This window comes from Flavobacterium sp. TS_SC_5 (assembly GCF_056156265.1).
Window position 1 is genome coordinate 1,099,131 of sequence record NZ_CM149588.1, and the last position, 24,086, is coordinate 1,123,216.

General features: G+C 35.4%; 16 protein-coding genes. 15 read left to right on the top strand and 1 reads right to left on the bottom strand.

What is annotated here, in order from left to right; translation table 11 throughout:
* Positions 1-99: 99 nt before the first annotated feature.
* Entirely contained in the window at positions 100-975 is an 876-nt protein-coding gene (locus AC0J6S_RS04895) for a helix-turn-helix domain-containing protein (protein WP_474955696.1), read from the bottom strand.
* A 228-nt stretch (positions 976-1,203) separates the two neighbouring features.
* Here AC0J6S_RS04895 and hemA point away from each other — a divergent pair, with 228 nt between their 5' ends.
* From hemA to AC0J6S_RS04970, 15 genes are all read left to right on the top strand, one after another.
* Positions 1,204-2,460 (top strand): glutamyl-tRNA reductase, encoded by a 1,257-nt coding sequence (gene hemA / locus AC0J6S_RS04900; RefSeq protein ID WP_474955697.1) that lies wholly within the window; start codon positions 1,204-1,206, stop codon positions 2,458-2,460.
* The gene (hemC, locus tag AC0J6S_RS04905; protein WP_474956325.1) at positions 2,457-3,377 is read left to right on the top strand and encodes a hydroxymethylbilane synthase; all 921 of its coding nucleotides are present in this window, start codon (positions 2,457-2,459) and stop codon (positions 3,375-3,377) included. Before hemA ends, hemC begins: the two co-directional genes overlap by 4 nt.
* Positions 3,377-4,060 carry a uroporphyrinogen-III synthase gene (locus AC0J6S_RS04910; protein ID WP_474955698.1) on the top strand — a complete coding sequence of 228 codons (684 nt, stop codon included), beginning with the start codon at positions 3,377-3,379 and terminating at the stop codon, positions 4,058-4,060. The genes hemC and AC0J6S_RS04910 overlap by 1 nt, the downstream gene beginning before the upstream one ends.
* A 22-nt stretch (positions 4,061-4,082) precedes the next feature.
* A complete protein-coding gene (gene hemE / locus AC0J6S_RS04915) occupies positions 4,083-5,108 on the top strand; it encodes a uroporphyrinogen decarboxylase (protein ID WP_474955699.1) in 1,026 nt (341 codons plus the stop codon).
* Between the two features lie 126 nt (positions 5,109-5,234).
* Positions 5,235-5,786, top strand: coding sequence for a transposase (locus tag AC0J6S_RS04920; protein ID WP_474955700.1), 552 nt, complete (start codon positions 5,235-5,237; stop codon positions 5,784-5,786).
* A 158-nt stretch (positions 5,787-5,944) separates the two neighbouring features.
* Positions 5,945-6,847: an oxygen-dependent coproporphyrinogen oxidase gene (gene hemF, locus AC0J6S_RS04925; protein WP_474955701.1), complete on the top strand. Its 903-nt coding sequence runs from the start codon at positions 5,945-5,947 to the stop codon at positions 6,845-6,847.
* A gap of 80 nt (positions 6,848-6,927) precedes the next feature.
* A complete protein-coding gene (hemB, locus tag AC0J6S_RS04930) occupies positions 6,928-7,920 on the top strand; it encodes a porphobilinogen synthase (protein ID WP_474955702.1) in 993 nt (330 codons plus the stop codon).
* Between the two features lie 2 nt (positions 7,921-7,922).
* The gene (locus AC0J6S_RS04935; RefSeq protein ID WP_474955703.1) at positions 7,923-8,432 is read left to right on the top strand and encodes a DinB family protein; all 510 of its coding nucleotides are present in this window, start codon (positions 7,923-7,925) and stop codon (positions 8,430-8,432) included.
* Between the two features lie 39 nt (positions 8,433-8,471).
* On the top strand, positions 8,472-8,858 hold the full coding sequence (locus AC0J6S_RS04940; RefSeq protein ID WP_113635853.1) for a c-type cytochrome: 387 nt from the start codon (positions 8,472-8,474) through the stop codon (positions 8,856-8,858).
* A 238-nt stretch (positions 8,859-9,096) separates the two neighbouring features.
* Positions 9,097-9,567 carry a methylated-DNA--[protein]-cysteine S-methyltransferase gene (locus AC0J6S_RS04945; RefSeq protein WP_474955704.1) on the top strand — a complete coding sequence of 157 codons (471 nt, stop codon included), beginning with the start codon at positions 9,097-9,099 and terminating at the stop codon, positions 9,565-9,567.
* A gap of 139 nt (positions 9,568-9,706) precedes the next feature.
* Complete coding sequence (locus AC0J6S_RS04950) at positions 9,707-10,420, top strand: 3'-5' exonuclease (RefSeq protein ID WP_474955705.1); 714 nt, start codon at positions 9,707-9,709, stop codon at positions 10,418-10,420.
* Positions 10,421-10,481: 61 nt separating this feature from the next.
* On the top strand, positions 10,482-11,921 hold the full coding sequence (locus AC0J6S_RS04955; RefSeq protein WP_474955706.1) for a nucleoside recognition domain-containing protein: 1,440 nt from the start codon (positions 10,482-10,484) through the stop codon (positions 11,919-11,921).
* Positions 11,922-12,330: 409 nt separating this feature from the next.
* Positions 12,331-13,932 carry a fumarate hydratase gene (locus AC0J6S_RS04960; RefSeq protein ID WP_474955707.1) on the top strand — a complete coding sequence of 534 codons (1,602 nt, stop codon included), beginning with the start codon at positions 12,331-12,333 and terminating at the stop codon, positions 13,930-13,932.
* A gap of 697 nt (positions 13,933-14,629) precedes the next feature.
* Positions 14,630-15,499, top strand: coding sequence for a phage tail protein (locus AC0J6S_RS04965; protein WP_474955708.1), 870 nt, complete (start codon positions 14,630-14,632; stop codon positions 15,497-15,499).
* A 92-nt stretch (positions 15,500-15,591) separates the two neighbouring features.
* Positions 15,592-24,066, top strand: a complete 8,475-nt coding sequence (locus tag AC0J6S_RS04970) for a LamG-like jellyroll fold domain-containing protein (RefSeq protein WP_474955709.1) — start codon at positions 15,592-15,594, stop codon at positions 24,064-24,066.
* Positions 24,067-24,086: the final 20 nt, after the last annotated feature.

The window sequence follows — 24,086 nt, forward strand, 5'->3', positions numbered from 1 at the left end:
GTTGTCTTTTTTTGTTGGTACAAAAGTAATTAAACTTACTTTTTTATAATTTGCGATTAACTATTATTTATTTATTGTTTAATATAAGAAATCAATTGTTTACGGCATATTTGGGTTGATTGACATCAAATATTTTTTGGGCGTAGTAGCAAATTTCTTTTTGAAAGCTGCTATGAAATGACTTCCGGTGCTGTACCCAATTTTTAATCCTACCTCGTTTACATTATAAGACCCGCTGTCTAGAAGTTTTCGAGCGAAATCCATTTTATAATCAAATAAAAATCCGTAAACGGTATCGCCATAAATTTGTTTAAAACCCATTTTAAGTTTCTTTAAATTCAAGCCTATTTCATCAGCTAACTCTTGCAATCCTGGCGGTTCAGCCATATTAGCAATGATTATTTCTTTGGCTTTTCTAATTTTCATTACATTGTCTTCGTCTATCAAAAACGGACATTGTTCTGCGTTTGGATCTTCGGTTCTATTGAAGTATAGGCTCAGTAATTCGTAACCTTTTCCTTTATAATACAGGTTTTTTATTGACGGATGCAAGCTGTAATGGAATAGTTGCGATAAAACAATTGCCATCGATGGACTTATATTTCCCTCGTCATAATATTTTTTGTCTTTATTATCGGTACTTAAAAATGTGATGTAATCCGCTTCTGTCGAAAACAAAGCATGAAATTTCTTAATAGATATAATCACAGATATCACCCAGGAATTTGGGGCTAATTCCAGATTTAATGGCAATTCTTTTTGTGGATTATATAAAAGCAGTGATTTTTCCTCTTTCATTTCTAAAGCATAATTACCTTGATTAAAGATAAATTTCGCATTTCCTTTTAATCCAAAATGAAACTGAATCAATCCGCTGCTTACTTCGCGTTGGGCTTGAAAGGTTTCGGGGCTGTCATTCTGAAAGCGAATGAGCGTAAAGTCATCTTCAATTTTTATGATTTCTTGAGAACCCATAGCGATATTTTTTTAATATGAAAATGATAATTATCAAGTCTATTTATTTAGAACAACTCTAAATAGTTTAATTCAAACGACTTGATTTCATTACAAAAATAGATTTTTTTACCGTAAAATAAGCCATTAGAATTAAAAAATCATTAAGCGATACAAAAAGAACTTCTAGCGTTACTTTTATAGATACTATAGTTCTAATTTTGTTTCACTTTTTGGAAAAGTGCAAATATGGAAAACAATAACACATCAAAGCATCAGTATTTTTACTCCGTTGGATTAAGCTACAAAAAAGCAGATGCTGAGATTAGAGGGAAATTTAGTTTAGATGCTGCTGCAAAAATGCGTTTGCTGGAACAAGCCAAGAATGAAGGAATAGAGAGTTTAATAGTCACTTCTACCTGTAACCGTACCGAAATTTACGGTTTCGCGGAACACCCATTTCAGCTAATCAAATTAATTTGCGAGAATAGTCAAGGATCCGTTGAATCATTTCAAAAAGTTGGTTTTGTCTATAAAAACCAAGAAGCCATTAGCCACATGTTTCGTGTAGGAACTGGTTTAGACAGTCAAATATTAGGTGATTTTGAAATTATAGCACAAATAAAATCAAGTTTTTCGCAATCAAAAACATTAGGTCTAGCCAATACTTTTATGGAACGATTGGTGAATGCCGTTATTCAAGCCAGTAAAAAAATAAAAACCGATACAGAAATTAGTTCTGGCGCTACTTCGGTTTCTTTTGCCGCAGTTCGTTATATTATCAACAATGTGCAAGACATTGGAAACAAAAACATCCTCTTGTTTGGTACCGGAAAAATTGGTAGAAATACGTGTGAAAATTTAGTAAAGCATACTAAAAATGAACATATTACCTTAATCAATAGGACCAAAGAAAAAGCAGAAAAATTAGCCGGAAAGTTGAATTTAATCGTAAAAGATTATTCGGAATTGCATTTAGAACTACAAAAAGCAGATGTTGTTGTAGTAGCAACCGGCGCGCAAAATCCAACGATTGACAAAGCGATTCTGAATTTGAAAAAACCACTGTTGATTTTGGATTTATCGATTCCAAAAAATGTGAATGAAAACGTGGAAGAAATTGAAGGCGTTACGTTGATTCACATGGATTATTTGTCACAACTAACAGACGAAACTTTAGAAAATAGAAAAAAACACATTCCTGCTGCTGAGGCGATCATTGAAGAAATTAAAGAAGAATTTATTACTTGGACCAAAGGCAGAAAATTTGCTCCTACAATTAATGCTTTGAAAGCAAAATTGAATGCAATAAAAACATCTGAACTGGATTTCCAAAGCAGGAAAATTTCAAATTTCAATGAAGAGCAAGCCGAAATAATCAGCAACAGAATTATTCAAAAAATTACAACTCATTTCGCCAATCATTTAAAAGATGATGACACGATGGTGGATGAAAGTATTGAATGGATTGAGAAAGTTTTCAAAATAGGAGCGACTATAAAATAATGAGCAAAACGATACGCATAGGAACCCGCGATAGTGAACTAGCACTTTGGCAAGCCAACACCGTCGAAAAAAAGCTAAATGATTTAGGCTATAAAACCGAAATTACAGCAGTAAAATCACAAGGAGATATCATCCTTGACAAACCACTTTACGAATTAGGAATCACAGGAATTTTCACTAAAACACTCGATATCGCTATGATAAATGGCCAAGTCGATATTGCTGTGCATTCCATGAAAGATGTTCCAACGGCTTTGCCAATAGGAATTGTTCAGGCGGCTGTTCTTGAAAGAGCGAGCACGTTGGATATTTTAGTACACAAAGGGAACCTCGATTTTCTTAACGGAGAAGGCACAATTGCCACAGGAAGTTTGCGTCGTCAGGCACAATGGTTGAACAAATATCCCAATCATAAAGTAGTAGATTTGCGTGGAAACGTAAATACGAGAATGCAGAAATTGCAGGAAAGCGATTGGAACGGAGCCATTTTCGCGGCAGCAGGATTAGAAAGAATCAACTTAAAACCTTCTAATTATATCGATTTGGATTGGATGATTCCAGCGCCGGCTCAAGGTGCTATGGTTGTTGTTGCAATGGCAAATGATGAATTTTGCAGACAAGCGCTAAACGAACTCAACGATATTGATACCGAAGTATGTACACATATCGAAAGACAGTTCCTAAAAACACTGGAAGGCGGTTGTACGGCACCAATTGGCGCTTTAGCAGTTTTTGTAGAAGATGATATTTTGTTTAAAGGTGTTTTGTTTTCTATCGATGGAAAGCAAAAAATCGAAATTGAAAAAACCGTTCCGATGCAGGAATGGAAGAAATTAGGATTTTATTGTGCCAAAGAAATTTTAGAAAATGGCGGAGCAGAATTGATGACAGCAATTAAAATTAATTTGAAGAAATAATGAGCCAAACAAGCATTTTATCTACTAAAACATTGTCAGATGAACAAAGACAAGCATTTCTAGACGCTAATTTTGATCTTTTAGAACAAGATTTCATCGAAATTAAAAACAACCTTTTTGATATCAATACGATCAATAACAACTTAATTTTTAGCAGTCAAAATGCTGTTTTAAGTTTGATAGAGCAAAACGGTTGGGAAGTTTTAAAGACTAAACCTGTTTTTTGTGTAGGTATTAAAACCAAGGATTTACTTGAATTACATGGTTTTACAGTCGATGTCTATATGGATTACGCCTCTGAATTGTCGGAAATAATCACTTTAATTTACAATAAGGAAAGCTATACTTTTTTGAGCGGAAATTTGCGAAAAGAAACGTTGCCTGAAGCATTAAAAAGCGCAGGAATAACTTTTAACGAAATCGAAGTGTATCAAACAACACTTGCGCCTTTTAAAATATCAGACCAAGAAAATTTTGACGGGATTCTGTTTTTTAGCCCATCTGCCGTTGAAAGTTATTTGACAAATAATAAAATCAAGAATGAAGTTTGTTTTTGCATAGGCACTACTACAGCATCAGCATTAGAATCAAAGAAAATTAAAAACATAGTAATTGCCGAAACGCCAACTATCGAAGAGGTGATAGAGGAGGTTATTGAATATTATACAACGGAAAGCATCTAGCAATCTGCTAAAATTTAAATACATGCTTAAGAACGACCTATTTTTAAGAGCACTAAAAGGAGAAACAGTACAACGTCCACCAGTTTGGATGATGCGTCAAGCCGGAAGATATTTGCCGGAATTCATCGCTTTGCGTGATAAATATGATTTTTTCACCCGTTGTCAAACTCCGGAATTAGCTGCAGAAATTACAGTTCAGCCGATACGAAGAATTGCTCCAGATGCTGCGATTTTATTTTCGGATATCTTGGTAATTCCACAAGCAATGGGAATTGATGTAGAGATGAAACCTAATTTTGGTCCGTATTTACCAAATCCAATTCGTACGATTCAAGATGTGGAAAAGGTAATTGTTCCAGACGTTCACGAAACATTAGGTTACGTTTTTGACGCTATCAAATTGACAAAAGAAATGTTGAATGATGAGGTGCCGTTAATTGGTTTTGCGGGTTCTCCTTGGACAATTATGTGCTATGCAGTGGAAGGGAAAGGTTCTAAAAGCTTTGATATGGCCAAAGGATTTTGTTTCCAATATCCGGAAGCAGCGCATGTTTTATTGCAAAAAATTACCGATACCACCATTTTATACCTAAAAGAAAAAGTAAAAGCGGGAGTAAACGCCGTTCAAATTTTTGACTCTTGGGGTGGAATGCTTTCTCCAGTTGATTATCAGGAATTTTCTTGGAAATACATTAACCAAATCATTGAAGCTTTAGCAGATGACGCACCGGTTATTGTTTTCGGAAAAGGATGTTGGTTTGCGTTGGGCGAAATGGGGAACAGTAGAGCTTCTGCACTTGGAGTGGATTGGACTTGTTCTCCAAGAAATGCAAGATACCTGTCTGGTGGAAACATCACTTTGCAAGGAAATTTTGATCCATCTAGATTGTTGTCTCCAATTCCAGTTATCAAGAAGATGGTACACGAAATGATTGACGAATTCGGAAAAGACAAATACATCGTGAATTTAGGTCACGGAATTTTACCAAATATTCCTGTGGATCACGCGAAAGCGTTTATTGATGCGGTGAAGGAATATAATCAGTAATATTTATTTTACTGTATTTCCTGCAAGGTTTTTTTTGAACCTTGTAGGTGTTTTTTAAAATTTTGCTGACATGGTTTATACCTACAAGGTTAAAAAACCTTGCAGGATCAACTTAAAATGTATAATATGAAATTAGAAGTTTTAGAAAAAGATTGCTATTATCATATTTACAATAAAGGAATTAATGGTGCTCCTATTTTCGAAAATGATGAAAACAAAATTTTCTTTTTAAAACAACTTTCAAAATATTTATTGGGTAAAATCTCAATATTTGGATATTGCTTAATGGATAATCATTTTCATTTAATTATCCGATTAAATGAAGATGAGAAAATAGTGACACAGGCATTTTCTAATTTTTTTAATTCTTATGCTAAAGCTTTTAATAAACATATAGACAGAACCGGAAGCTTATTTGAAAAACATTTTAAGAGGATAAAGCTAAACGATGAAAATTATTTGAAACAATTGATACTATATGTGCATTTGAATCCGAAGCATCATTTAGATTTAAAATTTCAGGATTATAAGTATTCTTCCTATCAAGCTTTTATTTCAAATAAAGAAACAAAAATAGAGAAAGAAGAAGTGTTGAAGCTGTTTGGAGGTGTAGAAAATTTCGTTTTTTGTCACAATCAAAAAAATGATTTTTTAACTGAAAAACACACATTTGAGTAATATTGTTGCAACCTTGTAAGGTTTTTTAACCTTACAGCTAAGTTAGATTAGGAATATCATCATTAGTTATACCTACAAGGTTTTGGAAACCTTGCAGGAAATCAAGATGTTTACGTTTGAAATATTTAATAAGTTAGTTGCTGCAAAGCAAATTTATAATGAAAGAACAATTTTACCAATATATACAAAACCTTCAAGACCAAATCTGTAAAGGATTGGAATCAGTTGAAGGTGAAGCTAAATTCCGTGAAGACCTTTGGGAACGTCCGGAAGGTGGTGGCGGAAGAACACGCGTGATAGAAAACGGAAAAGTTTTCGAAAAAGGCGGAGTTAATATTTCGGCCGTTCACGGGAAATTACCCGAAGCCATGCAAAAAATGTTCAATGTAGGCGAAGCTGATTTTTTTGCCTGTGGATTGAGTTTGGTATTACATCCGAAAAATCCAATGACACCAACCGTTCATGCTAACTGGCGTTATTTCGAAATGTACGATGACAACGGAAATGTGATTCAGCAATGGTTTGGTGGCGGACAAGATTTAACGCCTTATTATCTGTTTGAAGAAGATGCAACTCATTTTCATCAAACTTGTAAAACAGCTTGCGATAAACACAATCCAGAATTTTATCCAAAATATAAGAAACAATGCGATGCCTATTTTTGGAACGCTCACCGAAATGAAGCTCGTGGAATTGGCGGACTGTTTTTCGATTATTGCAAAGCAACGGATGCAATGACAATGGATAACTGGTTTAATTTCGTTTCAGAAGTCGGTAATAGCTTCCTCGAAGCGTACGTTCCAATTGTAGAAAAAAGAAAAGATTTACCTTATACGGCAGAAAACCGAACTTGGCAGGAGATTCGTCGCGGTCGTTATGTAGAGTTTAATTTGGTACACGACAAAGGCACCTTATTTGGACTAAAAACCAACGGAAGAATCGAAAGTATTCTAATGAGTTTACCGCCTAATGTGCAGTGGGTTTACGACCATCATGCAGAAGCCGGAAGCGAAGAAGAAAAATTAGTAAACGTATTAGAGAATCCTAAAAATTGGATTTAGATTTATTTTAAATTCAGAATTTTAAATTTTAAATGGGTTTAACTTTAAACTTTTAAGCCTGAAACTTTAAACAAAAATATATGTTCCCATTACAACGAGGCAGAAGATTAAGAACAAACGAATCCATAAGAAGTTTAGTTCGTGAAACCAGTTTGAGTCCAGCGGATTTTATGTTTCCTATGTTTATTGCGGAAGGCGAAAATGTACAAGTGGAAATTGCTTCCATGCCAGGGATATTTCGTCGCTCTGTTGATTTAACCGTAAAAGAAATCCATGAATTATTTGCCTTGGGAATTCGTGCGGTGAATCTTTATGTAAAAGTCAGTGAAAATCTAAAAGACAATACGGGACTGGAAGCATGGAATTCAAACGGATTAATGCAAAACGCCATTCGCGCGATCAAAGCCGCTTGTCCGGAAATGATTGTAATGCCTGATGTGGCTTTGGATCCTTATTCCATTTATGGTCATGACGGAATTATTGCAAACGGCGATATAGAAAACGATTCAACTGTTGGTGCTTTAGTAAAAATGGCCGTATCTCATGCTCAAGCTGGTGCTGATTTCGTTGCGCCAAGCGATATGATGGACGGACGCGTATTGCGCTTACGCGAAGGTCTGGACGCTGCCGGTTTTCAACACGTAGGTATCATGAGTTATTCGGCTAAATACGCTTCTGCATTTTACGGGCCGTTCCGTGATGCGTTAGACAGCGCTCCTGTAGACGCAGCTGAAATACCATTAGACAAGAAAACCTATCAAATGGATTACGCCAATCGCATCGAAGCCATCAAAGAAGCTTTGTGGGACGTGGAAGAAGGCGCTGATATGGTTATGGTAAAACCTGGAATTGCGTATTTAGACATTGTTCGTGAAGTTAAAAACGCGGTAAATGTTCCGGTAACGGTATACCACGTTTCGGGTGAATATGCCATGATCAAAGCCGCTGCCGAAAGGGGTTGGCTGGATCACGATAAAATTATGATGGAACAATTAATGTGTATCAAGCGTGCCGGAGCCAGTTTGATTTCGACTTATTTTGCCAAAGAAGCCGCGATCCTTTTAAACAAATAAACATGAAAAAATGTTTAATAATAGCGGTTTTATTGCTTTCCAATAGCATTTTTGCACAAGTTGAGGTAGTTGCTACTTTCATCGAGAAGTGGGATAATTCAAAAGATTATTTGGTAGCCGTTGCAGAAGCTATGCCGGAAGAGAAGTATGATTACAAACCTACTGCCCGTGAAATGTCATTTAGAGAACAGTTATTTCACATACAAGAGAATATGAATTGGTTGAGTACAACGCATTTTTCGGAAGAGAAATATATGAAAAAAGAAGCTGTAAAAGGACTTTCGAAAGCGCAAATAATCCAAGAAATAAAATCCTCTTTTGATAAAGCAAAAGCATTTGTACAAAAAACCAATGATGCTGAATTCTCCCAAAAAGTAGATTTTTTTGCTGGTCCAAAATCAAAATTACAGATACTTAATTTGATGCAAGATCATGTTACCCATCACAGAGCACAAATTTTAGTATATTTGAATTTGAATCAAATTCAACCACCCAAGTATATAGGATGGTAATTTTTAGTGATTTAGATACTTAAAATTAAAAAAAATATTATGAGAAAGACGTTGTTTTTATTTGCTGTTTTAGCCTTTGCTTCTTGTAAAAAAGAAGAAGTCAAAAAAGAACCTTTATACCCAACCACTACCGAAGAAGTTGCCCAAACTCCAGAGGAATTAGGAGAGGAAATTTTCAAAGGTAAAGGGAATTGTGTTGCCTGTCATCAAGTAGACAAGAAAGTGATAGGGCCAAGCTTGCAGGATATTGCGAAGATTTACAAAGATAAAAATGCGGATATCGTCACGTTTTTAAAAGGTGAAGGCGAGCCTATTGTTGATCCAAGCCAATACGAAGTTATGAAAACAAACTTCGCGGTTACTAAAGCGATGTCTGATGATGAATTAAAAGCATTAGAAGCTTACGTTTACTCACATTTGAAATAATCCTGATATTTTTCAGGAGCTAATCCCGCTATTCGCTGTATTCCCGATAAATAAAAACTACGGCTAAAAAGCCTTGTTTTTCTAAATCGGGAGATGTCGCTGCTATCGGGGCTAAAATAGAAGAACCATTCGTCTTTGCGAGTGGTTTTTTTATGTTTAAAACGTTCTGATTTTTATTTCTTTCTGAACTTTGTTGCTTCTTTAGGAACAATGTGGTTAATTTTTTTATCTTTAAAATATGGAAACAGTATGCATCAAAACACCTTTAGGAATTGCCACAATAATCGGAGATGAAAACGGAGTATCGGTAATTTCAGTTTCGGATGAAGGAGAAATTTCAACTGCAATTCCTGCTGTTTTAAAAGAAGCGGTCTTGCAACTCAATGATTATTTTGAAGGAAAACGAACCGATTTTGACTTTCCACTGAATCCAAAAGGAACTGAATTCCAACAAAAAGTCTGGAAAGGATTGCTCGAAATTCCATATGGCAAAACCTGCAGTTATATGGATTTATCCAAAAAACTGGGTGATGTCAAAGCCATTCGAGCTGTGGCTTCTGCTAATGGTAAAAATCCGCTTTGGATTGTTGTTCCTTGTCACAGAGTCATCGGAACAGATGGTTCATTGACTGGATATGCAGGAGGTTTATGGCGTAAAAAATGGTTATTAGAACACGAGAATCCAACTACGCAACAAAGTCTTTTTTAAAAACAGACTTCTTAGATTTCTTTGATTGTTAGAAATTTAGATTGTCTCAGATTATAAAAAATCAATCAAGTTTACTAAATTAGTTTTTTGTATTTAATCTAAAAATCCAAGAAGTCATAAAATCTAACCAACCTAGCTGATGATAGAAAAAATAAACCTCAATAATATTCTGTTTCTCGACATTGAAACCGTTCCGGAAGCTGAAGATTTCAATGTATTAGATGATGAAATGAAAGATCTTTGGGAACATAAAACCCAATACCAGCGCAAAGACGAATACACAGCCGAGGATTTTTACGATCGAGCGGGAATTTGGGCCGAGTTTGGTAAAATCGTTTGTATTTCGGTGGGTTATTTTACCATCAAAGGTGATATTCGGAATTTTAGAGTGACTTCTTTCTTTGGAGAAGAAAAGAAAATATTGATGGATTTTAACAATTTATTGAACAGTCATTTCAATCAGCCACAACATGTTTTGTGTGGTCACAATGCTAAGGAATTTGATATTCCTTTTCTTGCTCGACGTATGATTATTAACCAAATTGCCATTCCTGACAAGCTGAATTTATTTGGAAAAAAACCATGGGAAATTCCGCATTTGGATACTTTGGAATTATGGAAATTCGGCGATTATAAACATTTTACTTCTTTAAAATTGATGTGTAAAGTACTTGGAATCCCTTCGCCTAAAGGTGATATCGACGGCAGTCAAGTAGGACATGTTTTTTATGTAGACAAGGATATTGATAAAATAGTAACCTATTGCGAGAAAGATACCATAGCCGTGGCACAAATTTTCCTGAGATTACGCAGGGAAGAATTGTTAATTGAGGACGAGATTATTCATGTGTAAGCATTATATCATTGTTATTGCTATTGTTATTGATTTATTACATTTACAAAAATTATAAGTTATGGTATTGAGTAGATTCTGGTTGGTCATTTTTATTTCAGCAATTGTATTTGTAGTGTATAGTTTGTTTTCTGGAGATAGTTATACCATTGATCACGTTTTGAACGGAAAGAAAGATGATCCAATTCTGGTTTCGGAGAAATTTGCCGAAGAACTTCCTGCTTTTATAAAAGACAGCATCAAAAAAGCGCCAGAACAAACCATGATTATCAATCGCGACACGCTAAATGCGGATACAACTTATGTTTTTAAAAACAAAACGGTAAAAATCTACAGTGGTGTTCAAAAATCAGATGGTTTATTGCCAACCTGTAAAAGTACCTTGTTAGATTTAGTCCTTCCGCTGATGGCTTATTTGGCTTTTTTCTGTGGATTGATGGAGCTTCTAATCATTTCGGGAGCTTCTGGAAAATTGGCGAAAGCATTGAGTCCAGTTTTTGTAAAAGTATTTCCGAGCATTCCTGAAAACCACCCGTCTATTTCATACATGACTTTAAATTTTGCTGCCAATTTTTTAGGATTAGATTCTGCTGCAACTCCTTTTGGTCTAAAAGCTATGGAGAGTTTACAAGAGATAAATCCAGATAAAGATAAGGCTAGTGATGCACAAATTATGTTTATGTGTTTGCATGCTTCAGGTCTTACTTTAATTGCTACGTCTATCATAGGTTATCGCGCTGCTGCTAATGCTAGCAATCCAGCGGATGTGATGTTGCCTTGTATTATTACTTCTTTTATTGGTACTATTGCAGCCTTTCTAATTGTTGGAATTAAACAAAGAATCAATTTCAAAAGTGCTTCTTTGGTTATCGTATTGATTACCCTAATAGCTGCAATTGTTGGTTTGTTGATGTATGTAAACCATTTGGATTTAATTGGAAAAAACTATTTTACCTCTAATCTTTCGGCTTTAATATTAATTGGAATCATTGCTTTTACGTTGATTTTTTCTTTTATTCATGAGAAAAAATTTACGGAGGCATCTACAACCGTTTTTGAAAGTTTTGTAGTAGGAGCCAATAATGGTGTGAAAACCGGAGTAACTATTTTTCCTTATGTTTTGGGGATGTTAGTAGCAATTTCTTTGTTCAGAAATAGTGGGTTATTTGAAATTATCAGTAATTGGATCGCTTTCATTTTTTCTAATATGGGAGTAAGCAAAGAAATTACAGATGCTTTACCAGTCGCTTTACTTCGTCCGTTCAGTTCTGCAGGATCAAGAGGGTTTTTGATTGATTCGATGAATACTTTTGGTGCCGATTCCTTGACGGCAAGATTGAGTAGCATTTTTCAATGTAGTGCTGAGAGTACTTTTTATGTGATAGCCGTTTATTTTGGTTCTGTAAATATTAAAAATACGCGTTACGCATTAGGAACAATGTTGCTGGTAGACGTGATATGTGTGATAACAGCTATTTTTGTGGCGACTTGGTTTTTTTAAAATATTGTATCGAGCCTATCTCTCTGTGAAATATTTGTATAATTTCCGTAGGAACGGTTTATTTTGCAGGAACGGAATTTAATCTGTTAATTAAATTAAATCCTAGGATTTTTAATCAATTTTTCATTCATTTGAAAAGCTCAAAAAACGATTTAAAACAACCCTTAAATTCATCAAATATGTCAAAGTATTCCAAGTACATCGCGATAGGATTAGTGATTTTATTTTTAGTAACAAGCTTGCTAACATAAAATACTTTTACAACAAAAGAAACACTTTTTAAGAATCCTTTTCATGGTATTTTTTATAGCCATGAAACGGAAGTTAAGAAGTGTTTGTTATTTAAACCAAATCCGTTTAAGTACTAGCTCCAGCAAATATTTTTTATCTTTGTAAAAACAACAAAACAATGGACTTTATATACCAGGATCCTTATCCAATTTTAAAAGATGATACACAGTATCGAAAAATTACATCTGATTTCGTAAAAGTAGAGCAATTAGTTGACAGAGAAATCTTAACCGTTGATCCCAAAGGTTTGGAGTTGCTTTCGCAAGAAGCCATGAAAGACGTTTCTTTTATGCTTCGTACGTCACATTTAGAAAAATTACGTGCTATTTTGGATGATCCAGAAGCAACCGATAACGACCGTTTTGTGGCGTATAATTTATTGCAAAATGCCGCAGTAGCTATTGAAGGACAATTGCCATCTTGTCAAGACACAGGAACAGCGATTGTAATGGCTAAAAAAGGAGAAAATGTATATACAGGTGTCGATGATGCCGAGTGGCTTTCAAAAGGGATTTTCAACACCTATCAAGAGAAAAACCTGCGTTACTCCCAAATTGTTCCAATAAGTATGTTCGAGGAAAAGAATTCTGGTTCCAATCTTCCAGCACAAATTGATATTTATGCCAAAAAAGGAAGTACGTACGAGTTTTTGTTTTTAGCAAAAGGTGGAGGTTCAGCTAATAAAACATATTTGTACCAACAAACAAAATCGCTTTTAAACGAAAAGTCTATGGACGCTTTTGTACGTGCAAAAATTATGGATTTAGGAACTTCTGCTTGTCCTCCCTATCACTTGGCATTTGTAATTGGTGGTACTTCGGCTGAGGCTAATTTGGCAGCAGTAAAAAAAGCTTCTGCTGGATATTTTGATCACTTGCCTACTACAGGAAACATGGCTGGTCAAGCATTCCGCGATTTAGAATGGGAAAAAAGAGTACAGCTGATTTGTCAAGAAAGCGCTATTGGAGCACAATTTGGAGGTAAATATTTTACGCATGATGTACGTGTGATTCGTTTGCCGCGTCATGCCGCTTCTTGCCCAGTAGGTTTAGGAGTTTCTTGTTCTGCTGATAGAAATATAAAAGGAAAAATTACTAAGGATGGTATTTTTGTAGAGCAGCTTGAGGTTAATCCAGGACGTTTATTGCCTGCTACTCCACCACATTTAGAACCTGCCGTTGAGATTGACTTGAACCAACCTATGGCTGATATACTTAAAAAGTTATCACAATATCCTATAAAAACACGTTTGAAACTGAACGGAACTTTAATTGTAGCGCGCGATATTGCACATGCTAAGATCAAAGAATTATTGGATGCAGGTAAACCTATGCCAGAGTATTTTAAAAATCACCCTGTGTATTATGCTGGTCCAGCTAAAACCCCAGAGGGAATGCCATCGGGAAGTTTTGGTCCAACCACGGCTGGAAGAATGGATGTGTATGTAGAAGAATTTCAAAAAGCCGGAGGAAGTATGATTATGCTTGCCAAAGGAAATAGAACCAAACAAGTAATGGATGCTTGTAAAACCTACGGTGGTTTCTACCTAGGATCTATAGGTGGTCCAGCGGCTATTTTGGCTCGAGACAACATCTTAAAAGTAGAAGTAGTAGACTTTGAAGAATTAGGTATGGAAGCGGTACGTAAAATTACAGTGAAAAACTTCCCTGCTTTTATTATTACAGACGATAAAGGAAATGATTTCTTTGAAAATTTATAATTAAAGGTACTTAGTTGCCAAGGCTCTGAGATACTTAGCATACAATTATATAAACCGCTGTTTTGCAAATTCAATTTGTGAAACAGCGGTTTATTTTTGGAGTTAACTCCCGCTATACGTTACAAGCATTGCTATTTCAAACCTATTTTTCTAAGCTCTGGCAGGAGCTTCCTTTGGTCGCTCTGCCAGTGCAAGAAAAACGGATTTTCAATTCGCAATGGCTTTCCACTATTATCAGGACTGGCAGCGGTCTAGAATTAGCAATACGATTTTTCTATTATAAAATATAACCAAAAAGTTTGTTAGAAGGAATCGCAATCAATAATTAAAAAATGAAAACAAAGAATTTGTATTGGGTCTTTGTCCTAAATAGATCAAATTAACTACTCTCTTTTTTTATTTTTCTTTTCATGCTAAAGACCAATAGTTAGTGTGTGGCCATCAATTGGGCTTTATTTTTTACAAATGGAAACACCTAGTTTAAAAAGAAGAAATATCTGTCAATATAAATTTAAAAACTAGTTTTAACAGAAATTTTTGTTAAAAAATGTCCGAATGGACTATCGATTTGTCCGAATGGGCTAGTCGTATTCAATCAAAAGCAATTATTTTCGCGCCTTAATTTAATTTTTCACCTTCACAAAGGGGCAATAAAACGCAATACAACCAATAATAATAAACTTAAAATCAATTCGTTATGAGAACAAAATTACTTTCATTTTTAATGTTGCTTACTGTAGCAATCAATTACGGTCAAATAACATCTACATCCTCTAGTGTAGCGATACAAGGAATTGCGAGAGATGACAATGGAAATGCCCGTGCAAACACACAAATTCCGCTTACGCTGCAATTGTATTACAAAATTAATGGTACAAACACGACTATTTCTACCCAAACAGTAAGCAATGTAACTACCGATGCTTTTGGCGTGTTCTCGACTTTTTTAGATATTGATAAAAATAAATACCCAACTCTAGCTGCAAATCAAACTTTTTTAAAGATTAGTGGGAAGAATACTAGTAACCAAGATGTAACAATCTCAGACCAAGCATTTACTCAAGTGCCTTATGCTATAATGGCAAATAACGGAGTACCTACGGGTTCTATTATGCCATACATAGGGACAACAGCACCTTTTGGTTGGGCTTTGTGTGACGGAGCTAGATTAGCTACAGATGGTTCAGCAGCTGCATTAATAACACTTGTTGGGGATTATGCTCCAGATTTACGAGGAATGTTTTTAAGAGGTGCTGGAGAAAATGCAGCTAATGCCGCTGAAATAGAACCAAACACATTAAAAGGTATACAAACATCAGAGAATAAATCACATAAGCATACAGGTACAACTAATGCTGCAGGTAATCATAGTCATCAATATCGATATTTTGATAAAGATACAAATGGTGGAGGTTTTGATGGAGGGGGCAATTGGCTAGGTCTTAATACGTCAGGTCGTACAGATACTACAGGAGATCATACCCATCCCTTTACAACAGATCTTGATGGGAATGCGACAGAATCTCGTCCTATTAACTTCGGTGTGAACTACATAATAAAGCTATAAGCACTTGTTTTTTTCTTAAGTAAAGCAATTAAGTAATCACGAAATATGTAGAGTATTGCTTTACTTCTAAAACAGCACTAAAAACATAAATTATGAAATTAATAAAAAAAATAGGCTTTTTTTGCCTGCTGTGGCTTTGGGCTATACCCAGCTTGCATGCCCAAGTGCAAAGCACTGTATCGGGAAGTGCTAGCAGCAAAAGTTATGGCTACACTTTGCAAGTCGGTGTACCTTATTTGGTTCCACAAGCACAAACACAAGGTAATTATAGTATTCGATTTCCTTGGGAGATACTGTACTTGAACGCCACTTTTAGTAGTCAACTAGAAGTGTCGAAGGGATACTATGGTGATAAAATTAATTTACAATGGGAGGTTACAAATAATTATAACGTAATTCGGTCTTTTAAAGTATTTAGAAAATTACTGGGTTCTCAAGTGTATGAACAAATAGCAAATCTATCGGCTTCATCCACCAGTTATGAGGATCTTTTGGTTAATGGTGGGCAATTGTATGAGTACAAATTGCTTGCCGTTGGTGTGGTAGATAAGGATAAAGAAATTAATTTAGGAAACACTATTACAGGTATCGGGTATCGCAACCCAACGGCTATTGTTTCTGGTAGAGTTACCTACAGCGGTGGTGGCCCTGTGGCCAATGTAAAAGTAAACGCCAACCCTGAGGGGGCAGTTACTAGTTTAGGATCTTCGGTTTTGTTAAGTAATGGCAAGCAATTGTCAACTTTTTTTGATCCAATTAGCTCACCAATCAACGAGACGCTAATGCTGCAAGCTTGGGTGAAACCAACCAATGCGAATGGACAAAACATCACACTTTTTACGGTTAAAGATAATGTGGGTGGAGCAAAAACAGTAATTGTAAATACTGAAAATAATACATTAACAGTTAACATTGCGGGACAAACATTTGTACTCGGAAAACGTTTTCCAACAGGAGAAGTGAATGACAAAGGTATCGAGCAATTTTATGATATTACAGCAGTAAACACCCAATACACACACTTCACTATTGGTCTGCAAAATAACAGCACGCCAGTGCTATATATCAATGGACGAGCAATTACAACAACCTATATTGATGAGGTAACAAAACAATATAAAAATGATGCAAGCTATTTTACAGCAAGCCTCCCAACCGGAAGTATTACATTAACAAATAGTATAAACGCGCTTGAGGTTGGTGGTAGTACGGATGCGTTTTATGTAGATGAATTTCGTTTGTGGAATGCTAGTTTAACCGATGCTACAATTCAAAAAGATTATTTACGCTATATTGACGGAAATCATAAAAACTTAATGGCTTACTACCGCATGGACGAAGGAGCTGGAAATTATTTATATGATTTATCACGTACAGGATCTATCTATCATAAAAACAACTCCAATCTTAATACAGCAATTCAATGGGAAAAGGGTGTGACAGCCGTTCCTTCTTCTCAACAATTTGGAATTGTAGGGGTTACTGATGGTCAAGGGTACTATACTATTACGGCTATTCCGTATTCAGGAGCAGGTGAAAGTTTTCGCATTACCCCTTTGTATGGACAGCATTTATTTGATCCTAATCAACAAAGTGTGTATTTAGGAAAAGGATCTGAAGTAGTCAATAAAATAGACTTTGTAGATAAATCTTCTTTCAATTTTAATGGGGTGGTACGGTATGATACACGTGGTGTCTTTAATGATATAAATGATGATAATTCTCCAGCTGTTTCACTAGGGAGTGCGCCATTAGAAGGCTATAACAGCTATATTGTTGGGGATAAGACTTTTGAAAAAGGAGAATATTGGTATGAAGAAACTATAAGTGGGACTGGAACTACAAGAGAAATTAAATTATACCCAAAAATAGGTCTTAAAGGAGCCAATATTTATATTGACGGACAGATAGTTTTAGACAGTAAAAACATGCCGGTTGAAACAAATGCCGAAGGGGGATTTAGTATTTCGGTACCTATTGGTAAGCACATTATTACAGTAGCCAAAAATGGGCACACTCTGGAACACCAAGGGAATTACCCCGCTACAGGTGAACAGGAATTTGTAGAAAACCGTGACGATGTTGTAACGTTTATTGACAACTCCCGTGTAACCCTAGTTGGTAAAGTAGTAGGAGGATCAGTAGAAGCTGCGAAAACTATTGGTTTTGGTGAAGTAAATAAAATTCGAGAAGTAGCCTATTTTGAAGAAGGTTCAACCGTAGAAAGTAAAGTACGTATTAGTGCTAAAAACAATATTGGAGTAGCTTCTATTGCATTGGGCTACGAACCACCATCGGGTAATATTACGCCAAAAACGACTTTTACCTTTTCAACAGATACAAAAACGGGTGAATACCGTGTACGTGTGTTGCCTTTGGAATATAAGCTATCGGAAAATGATGTAAAAGTTAACGATACTAAGATCAAACTATTGACAGGAAGTGAACAATTAAATTTAGAAGAAATTAAAGCTCTGATTATGCCTGAGTTTACAATGCCAGATACTAACGCTACAATTGTAAAAGGAGAGCCGTACCAATATGTAAAAAACTTTATATATCGTTCTAAGCCTGAACTCACCACGATACAGCAAACAAATGATGAAACTGTAACTATTGGGGACAAAACCTTTAATACCAATGGGATTAAAGTGAGTGATGAACCGGTTTATATTTACACGCAAACAAAACCGTATACCATAAAATTAAAGTCTTTGGAGCGTTATGTAAATCAAGATGTAGATACTAGTCCTATAGAAGATTTGGTTCCCATTACGGATGGTGAATTAAGCGTAACCAATAATTTGGCTTTACCTAATTTCGAGACTTTTAGCAAAGATCCTAAAGACGCAAGTGTTTATATTTATACTTTTCGTGGAGGTTATCCTACTATTTCGTCTCCTTTTACAAAAACACTATCCATTAGTTTAGTGATCAACGAGATATCTTATCCAGCAACGGCTTATGTAAACAAAGGAATAGTATTAGGAGCATTATCTGATGGTAGTCAAACCTTTGTGACTAATGCTCCCGAACGTCCAGACATTATACTACGTGATCCACCAGGTTCTAATAGTTTTGCCTCTATAGAAAAAGGAGAAAGTATTAGTATAACCAATAGCACAACGATTAGTACCTCAAACAATGTAGGCCTAAATGTGAAAGTTTTAACAGGGGCGAAACTTGAAACAGGAGGATCAATAACAGGTCCTGTCATTTCAGCTGAATCTAGAGCAAATGTGGAGATGGGGCTTGGCGTAACGGTGACTACAGATTATGGAAAATCGAATACTACAACCTACGACTTTAATAAGACCATCAGCACTAGTGATAGTCCTGATTTTGTAGGGGCAGATGGCGATTTGTATATTGGGAATTCGCAAAATGTTTATTATGGTTCCTATGATGATTTAGGAGCGTATGCGGAAGCAAAAGCAGGAACTGATAATTTAGAAATTAAAACCACTGACGATAAGTCTTTTTATATAAGTAAACAAAAAGCGATGTTTTTTGATAAACAACCGTCTAAAACATTTTTTATATATTCACAGCACCATATTTTAAACACCTTAATACCAGAACTAGATCTTATTATTCAAAATATAGACGATGGTATTGTTTTGGAAACTAGTCCAGGAGTGCAAAAAAGGAGTAGCTATGTAAATCAAAGAAACATTTGGAAAAAAGTTATTCAGCAAAATGAAAAAACAAAATACACGGCTTTAAATGACAAAAAAGCTATAAAAGATCAGGCGCTAAAATCCTTAGGTGATTTTGATGAAAAAGTAGGGACTTTTGATTTTTACAAAGACATCGAAAAATTGATCGAGGAAAAATACTATGACAATGTATCGTTTGACGCAGGAGTAGGAGAATATACACAAAAAACAGAAACAATCACAGTAAGTCAAGAAAGTTTTGAGGTTGCATTTGATTTTGAAGAATCGGTAAAAGCTGAAGTAGGATTTATTGCCAATGAATCTGTTGGTGTTGTAGTTAGTCCTTATTTAACACTTAACCAAGGAAGAAGTGATGGTAGTGAAAGTGAAAATGTCAAAACAACTGCTATTTCTTATACATTAAAAGACAACGATCCTAGCAACTTTTTTAGTGTAGATATAATTAATGCTTTTGATGGAAATGGCCCTGTGTTTAGTACTCAGGGTGGACGTTCTTCTTGCCCATATGAAGGACCAGAATTGTCTAATTTCTACAATAAATCAGATTACGATGCAGCCGCTGCGGATATACCTTTATTAGCAGAAGTTAAACGTGAAAGACTAAGCTACGCCACACAAGCGGTAGAAAAACCAATTATTTCGGTAAAAGTAGCTGAAGTATTTGATGTCCAAGAAAGTGATAAAGCTGAGTTTGAACTTATACTAGAAAACAACGGCGCAGCAGAGGGTATAGATGCCAACTATCTTTTGGTGGTTGATAACATCTCTAATCCAAACAACGCTATTTTTAATATAGAACAAAACGGAACAGTAGTAAGTGTTCCTTATGGCAAAAAAGTACCTTATCGTTTAACCATGCAAAAATCGAGTGCCAATGTATTTGACTATAAAGACATTATAATTCGTTTGCAATCTTTATGCGATGGTGCAGATATTAGTGCCGAAGTACCCGTAACAGCTCATTTTGTACCAGCGTGTTCTATTGTAAATGTAGAAGAACCTAAAGAGAACTGGGTATTCAATAGAACGGTTTCTAAATTCTCAGGGGCATCTGCACGAGATCCTTTGTCTATTAAGCTAGGTGCTTATAATAAAAACTATACAAACTTTAGTCGTATGCAATTGCAATACCGACTAGCCACTTCGACTACGTGGAGTAATTTACATACCTATTATAAGAATCAAACAGATTTAGATCTTGCGGTTACAAATGGAGCTGATGTAACTACGTTAAGTTTGATAAGTATTGATGAAAAAAATAACCAAGTACCTTTTGAGTGGTATGTGGCAGGGAAAAAAGACGGAGACATTCCGTTACAAGATGGTGCTTACGAAATTAGAGCGATAAGTTATTGTAGTAATAATACACAATATGTATCTCCTACAATAGCCGGAAAAGTAGATTTTACCAGCCCAAGACGTTTTGCTTCCCCAGAACCAACCAATGGTATTTTGAATGCAGGGGATGATATAAAAGTAAGTTTTAACGAACCTATTTTTTACAACTCAGCTATCAGTCAAATTGAAATTTCTGGAAGTACGAACCAATTGCTAATAGACAATAATGTTTCCCTACAATTTAGTGGCGCAACTAGTTCTGCAGTTATTGAAAAACCAAATGTTAGTTCAGGTAACATCACTTTTGAATGGTGGATGCTTAACAAAACTCCTATTAACACAGGAGCTACTATTTTGAAACAAACAAATAATTTTCAAGTAGGTCTAACGGCAACAAATAAAATTTATTTTGAACTTGCAGGTAAACGTATAGAAACGGATCTAAATACAAGTGATTTATTTCATCATTATGCGGTTACGTATCGTGTTAGTGATGGTTATATGGGTATCTATAAAGATGATGCGATCTTGGTAGAAAACCAATTTGCTAATTTAAAATTTGATTCTAATGAAAGCCTAATTGTGGGTAATAGTGCATTTCAAGGAAATATACATAGTTTACGTTATTGGAACAAATACATCTCAAGTGTAGATGCTGCAGCCAACATGCGTTCACAAACACTTGGAAACGAAGCTAACTTGTTAGGTTTTTGGTCTATGCAAGAAGGAAAAGGGATTGTAGCCAAAGATGCGGCACGTTTTAAACATGCAAAAATTACCGCTAGTTGGGATATTAAACCTAAAGGCGAATCATATGCATTTACGGGTCAAAATTACTTGGCAATGGATAAATCAGGTTTTGTCGTATTAAACAAAGAAATGGATGCCACGATAAGTTTTTGGATGAAAGCCAATGCTGGAAATTCAGGAACCCTATTCTCTAACGGTAAAGGGGATGGTACTGATTTGAATCAAGCCAATGGCGGAGACGGTAAGTGGGCTATTACTGTAGATTCAAGTACAGGAAAATTACAGTTTTTGAGCGAAGGAAATAAATTTAACCTTACTGAAAAAGCTGTTAATAATGATGCTTGGCATCATGTAGTAGTGGTATTAAACCGTTTGGGGTCATTAAACACGTATCTAGATGGAGAAAAAGTAACGGCGCTGTCGCCAAAAGGAATCGGTGGGTTTTCTGGAAATAAAATATGGTTTGGTGCACGTGCTTTTATAGATCAAACGGGTTCCGAAACATTTAGTGATCATTACACAGGATTATTGGATGAGTTTACATTTTGGAATTCTGCCAGAACACAAGAGCAATTTTTGCGTGATCAATACTCAGAAATTGATAGAGAGCAATTAGGATTGGTGTTTTATTCCCGTTTCAATAAAGCAACAGATGGTAGTAATAACGCAATAGCGCCTACGTATACAAGATTAATTGCTGGTAACAATGTAGAAGATACAACGGCTAGCTTAAACCTTGGTGGAACACTAAGTTATAGTAGCGAAACGCCTGCTTTAATTCCACAACGTCCTCTTATTAAGTTCAAGGTAAATCATGTGGTCAATCAGGATGAAATGATTTTAGAACCAGACGTGACCAATTGGGCGTCTTTAGAAGGACAAGTTTTGGATATTACGGTCCATCGCATGTATGATGCATTAGGAAATGAGCAAAATTCTCCTATTACTTGGACAGCTTTGATCAATAAAAATGATGTTTCATGGTTTGCTGATAAGGCAAATGACGGTGTCTTGGATATTGTAAAACCCCAAGATGAAACTAGCGATTTTAATATTACTCTTGTAAATAGAGGAGGAAAAAGTCAGCCTTATGAAATAACAAACATACCAAACTGGTTAACGTTAAGTAAAACATCGGGTGTCTTGAATCCAAATAGTACACTTGTAATCAAGGCAACTATATCTGATTTAGTTGCTACCGGTAGCTATTTTGAAAACTTGCATCTAAAAACAGATTTTGGTTTTGATAAGTTATTGCAATTAAACTTACGTGTTCTTGCAAAAACCCCAGATTGGACTATTGACCCTACTAAATTTATTTATAGTATGAACATTGTTGGTCAGATCAAAGTAGATGGAATACTATCAGACGATAAGTATGACATGGTTGCAGCTTTTGTAGGAAATGAATTGAGAGGTGTTTCTTCATTAAAAAAAATAACTAGTGTTGATAAATGGATAACTTATTTTACCATTTACAGTAATGACATAAACACTACTGAACAATTAAATTTTAAAATTTGGGATGCCTCTAGCGGGCTTGTATTGTTAGCAAATGCAGATACCAAATCAACGATTCCGTTTGAAGAAAATCAAGTCCTAGGAAAGCTTAGTTTACCTGTTAGTTTTGAAAACTCTTTAGTTGTTGAGCAAAAACTAGCTCTTAATTCGGGTTGGACATGGTTGTCGACAAATGTAAACGATCCTAATTTTGCTAATCTTAACACATTAACTAGTGGATTGAAATTAGAAACTTCTGATCGTATGTTGACCAATTCGCCAGCGCGTTTGGAAACCTACTTTAAGAATGAAGCGATACCGGCAAATAGTGGTTGGTCTGGAACTATTTCGGCTAATGGTGGTTTAACTAATTCTAAAATGGTCAAAGTGTACTTAACGCATGAGCAATCGTTGACTATTAAAGGAAATGCTATTGATGTTAGTAATTGGAGTTTCCCAATGCAAGAGAAATGGAACTGGCTTCCGTATACTTTAGGAAGAAACCAACTTACAAATGAAGCTCTAGCCTATTTTGAAGCAGCAGATGGGGATGTGATTAAATCACAAAACTTGTTTGCAATTTACGATCCGCTTATTGGATGGAATGGTACCCTTAATTACTTAGAATCTGGTAAAGGATACATGGTGAAATCTTCTAAAGCACAAACGTTTAAATATCCAAGTTATTTAGCAAGTACGAGTAAAATCAAAACGGCTAAAAAGTCGGATAATGCAAATGATGTTAGTCAAGAACCTATTAGAGCTGAGTTTAAGCAATATCCTGATAACATGAATGCGGTGGTTTTATTACCTACAGGATACAATGAATTGTTTGTTTATGATGCTCAAGGTGTCTTAAAAGGGTCAGCGACTAATCAATCTGTAAATGATAGTAAACTGAGTTTTATAACGGTTTACGGCGATACTACTGAAGAGCTAGCGTTTTACATTGGTAACGGAATAAGTACTAAGAAAACATCGAAGAAATTTACTTTCAAAGGAAACGATGTACTAGGGACAATTTCGAAACCTATCTTACTAGATGAGATGACAGAGGGGGTGAGTATTTATCCTAGTCCATTTAATAATGAAATAACTATTAAAGCAAATGCAGTTAAGGATCAAAATATTAGTATCACACTGTATTCATTATCTGGTAAAGTAGTACTAGATGTTAAACAAAATGTTGTCAAGGGGGAAAATGTATTAAAAATCCAACCAAGCGTTGCATCTGGTGTTTATGTACTTCAAATTAATATAAATGGAGGAATCATCACTCATAAAGTGATGAAGAACTAGTATTAAATGAATTTAGATGC